The following is a 3748-nucleotide window of genomic DNA, read 5'->3' as shown; positions in this document are numbered from 1 at the left end:
TCATTTAAATCACTTTGCTATTAAGTACAAATTGATTCTTAGAGCGAACCAGATTGCTTGGCAGGAGCTTAAAAATATGGCAGCTTAAAATTGACCGTGCGTAACATGAGTTAATAATAAAGCAGTATTTCCAGTAGCCAGCAGTTCTATTTGATGGGCATGTAAGGTTTCAGCCAAAGGGATAAGCTTGGTTTTGTCGGAGACAGAGATAAGCGCTCTTTGTGGTTTAAATAAAGAGTGCTGGGAACGTTGTTTCATTACACATCCTAGGCGGAATAAGTTATAAGCGTTTAAATACTAATAAAGACCAACCCTCAAGTTGTTTTAGGGTAACAAGCTCAAAATACGGCTGATAAGCTGCAAGTAATTCGGTTTCTTGCTCATTTAAAATTCCTGAAACCACCAGTAAAGAGCCGGGTTTTAAAAGTTGATGGAAACGCTCTTTTAACTTCATTAGTGGCGCTAAAAGAATATTAGCTATCATTAAATTGGCTGCATCTTGTAAATGCTCAGGTGAAGAAACCAGTAAATGCGGAGCATGGATATCGTTTGCCTGAGCGTTATTTTGCGTTGCTTGCAAGGCTTGGTTATCAATATCTACCGCAAAAACTTGTTTTGCGCCTAGTTTAATAGCTGCCAAAGAAAGAATACCTGAACCACAACCGTAATCGATGACACTAAGATTAGTCAATGGCGCTTGCTCAAGCCAAGTAAGGCATAACGCGGTAGTCGGATGGGTGCCGGTACCAAAGGCTAAACCTGGATCAAGCATAAGATTTACCGCATTAGGCTCTGGTGGCGTCAGCCAAGTAGGGCAAATCCACAAACGTTGGCCAAATTGTTGCGGTTTGAAATCATCCATCCAAGCCCTCTCCCAATCTTTCTCAGGCAATACTTCAATACTGCAGTGAAGGGTTGGTCGGGTATCCGATAGATAAGCTTTCGCTCGTTGCGCCTCTTCTGCTTGGGCATATAAAGTATGCATTATCACTTCAGGCCATAGCGGTGTTGTGCCGGGCTCAGGCTCCAGTACAGGGTTATCGTTTTTATCGGTTAACATGACCGATAAAGCCCCTAGCTCCTCAAGTTCTTCACTAAGTTCTTCTACCTCTTGGCTGGGGCAATGCTCAATTTTTAACTGGAACCACACGCTCATTATCCTTTCAACATTTTTTCTAAGTAGTGAATATTGGTACCGCCTTCTACAAAATATTTATCATGAAGAATGCGATGCTGCAGTTCAATGTTGGTTTTAATTCCATCAATAATAATTTCGTCTAAGGCATTACGCATCCGCGCAATGGCTTCGGCGCGCGTTTCACCATAACTAATTAATTTTCCAATCATAGAGTCATAATTGGGTGGAACGGTATAACTGCTGTAAATATGCGAATCAAAACGAACTCCAGGCCCGCCTGGTTGATGTACTAATTTTATTTTTCCGGGAGAGGGCATAAAGGTTTTGGCATCTTCAGCATTAATACGGCATTCAATCGCGTGCCCGCGGAATTTGATTTGTTCTTGAGTTAAGGTAAAAGGAATATCGCTGGCAATTTTTATTTGTTCTTTAATAAGATCAATACCCGTAATCATTTCCGTAACCGGATGTTCTACTTGAATACGGGTATTCATTTCAATGAAATAAAAACAACCATCTTGATATAAAAATTCGAAGGTGCCCGCTCCGCGGTACTCGAGATCTTTACAAGCTTTAATAACCGAGGCGCCAATTTCTTTTCTTAATTCTTCAGTGATCCCCGGAGCCGGGGCTTCTTCCAGCACTTTTTGATGCCGACGCTGCATGGAACAATCACGCTCACCTAAGTGGATAGCATTTCCTTTCCCATCGCCAAGCACTTGAAATTCGACATGGCGGGGATTTTCGAGAAATTTTTCCATGTACACGGTAGCATTATTAAAAGCGGCTTTCGCCTCACTGCGAGTCAGGTTTATAGCATTTAATAAACTAGCTTCACTATGTACCACCCGCATTCCGCGGCCACCACCACCGCCTGCAGCTTTAATGATGATGGGATAGCCAATTTTCCGTGCCATCGCTAAGTTTTGCTCATCGTCATCACCTAGCGGGCCATCCGAACCTGGAACACAGGGAACACCGGCCGCCTTCATGGCCGCAATGGCAGAAACCTTATCACCCATTAAGCGAATGGTATCACCTCTGGGACCAATAAAACGGAATCCGCTTTGCTCCACTATGTCGGCAAAATCAGCATTTTCTGACAAAAAGCCATAACCTGGATGGATAGCCACTGCATCGGTTATTTCTGCTGCAGAAATGATGGCCGGAATATTAAGGTAACTTTTTTGCGCTGGGGCAGGGCCTATACATACCGTTTCATCGGCAAGACGAACATGTAAAAGATCTTTATCAACGTCAGAATGAACAGCAACAGTTTGGATGCCTAATTCTTTACACGCACGTAAAATACGAAGTGCAATTTCACCTCGGTTAGCAATCACAATTTTACTAAGCATTGGCACTTCTCTCTATTCTATAATAAATAAAGCTTGGTCGTATTCCACAGGCTCGCCATTAGCAACTAAGATTTCTACAATCTTTCCGGCACGATCTGCTTCGATTTCATTAAACATTTTCATCGCCTCAACAATACACAAGGTATCGCCAGCTTTGACTGTTTGACCTACGCTAACAAAAGGAGCGGCATCAGGAGAGGGAGAGGTGTACATGGTACCCACCATAGGCGAACGTATTTTATGCCCTGAACTCGATGATTCGGTTGGTTCTTGTGGTGCTAAGGCCTTAGCCGGGCTCGATTCCCCACCCATTGAGGGTTGGGCTATAGCTTGGGTAGAGACATAACGAATTTGTTGAGGCTCAGCCGCAACACTACTATGTCTGCTTAAACGTAGTGATTCCTCACCCTCTTTAATCTCAATTTCGGAGATGCCAGTTTCTTCTAGTAATTCAATTAGCTTTCTAATCTTACGGATATCCATTTTTACTCTCTCTATATTAATTCTTTAATAATTGCTTGAAGCGCTAATAAATAACCATGAGCTCCAAAACCACTGATACTGCCTTGAGCAATATCTGAAAAATAGGAGTGACGACGAAATGCTTCGCGTGAATATATGTTGCTGATATGAACCTCAACAAAAGGGAGTGCAATAGCGCAAAGTGCGTCACGCAGGGCAATACTGGTATGGGTATAGGCTGCAGGATTGAAAAGGATGTAGTTAGTGCCATCAGAGCCAGCTCTATGTATCGCGTTAATAAGTTCTGCTTCGGAATTACTTTGGAAACAATGCAGTTCGATTCCATATTGAGCTGCTGCATTAATCAAGTCACTATTAATGTCTTCCAAAGATATTGCGCCATAAATAGAGGGTTCACGGGTGCCTAAGAGGTTTAAGTTTGGTCCGTGTAGCACAAGAATTTTTTTCATGAATTTAATATTCTAACTTAAGTGACGCCGATTTTGCCTGATATTTATAAATATGTCTATATCTAAGAGGATCTCCGCAAGTTCTCCGCAAAGTTGCTTCATATATTCAGCAAGATTTTTATATTCTGCTTTACGCGAGCAAAACTTAATAACGTTTCAACCTAAGGAAATTCTTATAAAAGTCTACTTCTTCCTAAGTATTATTTACTCATGTTACGCACATAAACTTGTAGTTTGACTAAAAAGCATTAGAATTCCGCCCTTAATTTTAGGGAGGGAATTAAATGGATATGCTTGATCTTTATAGTGATTATTTGATT

General features: G+C 41.7%; 5 protein-coding genes. All 5 read right to left on the bottom strand.

Going from position 1 to position 3748, the window contains the following annotated elements; translation table 11 throughout:
• Window positions 1–84 precede the first annotated feature (84 nt).
• From ELY15_RS16275 to aroQ, 5 genes are read right to left on the bottom strand one after another with little or no spacing between them, the layout of a single operon-like run.
• Entirely contained in the window at window positions 85–258 is a 174-nt protein-coding gene (locus ELY15_RS16275) for a hypothetical protein (RefSeq protein ID WP_158617508.1), read from the bottom strand.
• A 22-nt stretch (window positions 259–280) separates the two neighbouring features.
• The gene (prmA, locus tag ELY15_RS14415; protein ID WP_127101243.1) at window positions 281–1150 is read right to left on the bottom strand and encodes a 50S ribosomal protein L11 methyltransferase; all 870 of its coding nucleotides are present in this window, start codon (window positions 1148–1150) and stop codon (window positions 281–283) included.
• Between the two features lie 5 nt (window positions 1151–1155).
• On the bottom strand, window positions 1156–2496 hold the full coding sequence (gene accC, locus ELY15_RS14410; protein ID WP_127101241.1) for an acetyl-CoA carboxylase biotin carboxylase subunit: 1341 nt from the start codon (window positions 2494–2496) through the stop codon (window positions 1156–1158).
• Between the two features lie 12 nt (window positions 2497–2508).
• Window positions 2509–2979, bottom strand: coding sequence for an acetyl-CoA carboxylase biotin carboxyl carrier protein (accB, locus tag ELY15_RS14405; protein ID WP_127101239.1), 471 nt, complete (start codon window positions 2977–2979; stop codon window positions 2509–2511).
• Between the two features lie 11 nt (window positions 2980–2990).
• Window positions 2991–3428 carry a type II 3-dehydroquinate dehydratase gene (gene aroQ, locus ELY15_RS14400; RefSeq protein ID WP_127101237.1) on the bottom strand — a complete coding sequence of 146 codons (438 nt, stop codon included), beginning with the start codon at window positions 3426–3428 and terminating at the stop codon, window positions 2991–2993.
• Window positions 3429–3748 lie beyond the last annotated feature (320 nt).

Origin of the sequence: Legionella sp. km772 (assembly GCF_003989735.1) — a bacterium.
In the GTDB taxonomy this organism is placed as follows: Bacteria; Pseudomonadota; Gammaproteobacteria; order Legionellales; family Legionellaceae; genus Legionella.
Note: the sequence above shows the minus strand (reverse complement) of the source record. Positions and strands in the feature narration are given on the sequence as shown.

What these genes read in the sequence shown, in the direction of transcription:
- accB (WP_127101239.1), bottom strand. Translation starts at nt 2,979, where the DNA reads ATGGATATCCGTAAGATTAGAAAGCTAATTGAATTACTAGAAGAAACT.
- ELY15_RS16275 (WP_158617508.1), bottom strand. Translation starts at nt 258, where the DNA reads ATGAAACAACGTTCCCAGCACTCTTTATTTAAACCACAAAGAGCGCTT.
- accC (WP_127101241.1), bottom strand. Translation starts at nt 2,496, where the DNA reads ATGCTTAGTAAAATTGTGATTGCTAACCGAGGTGAAATTGCACTTCGT.
- aroQ (WP_127101237.1), bottom strand. Translation starts at nt 3,428, where the DNA reads ATGAAAAAAATTCTTGTGCTACACGGACCAAACTTAAACCTCTTAGGC.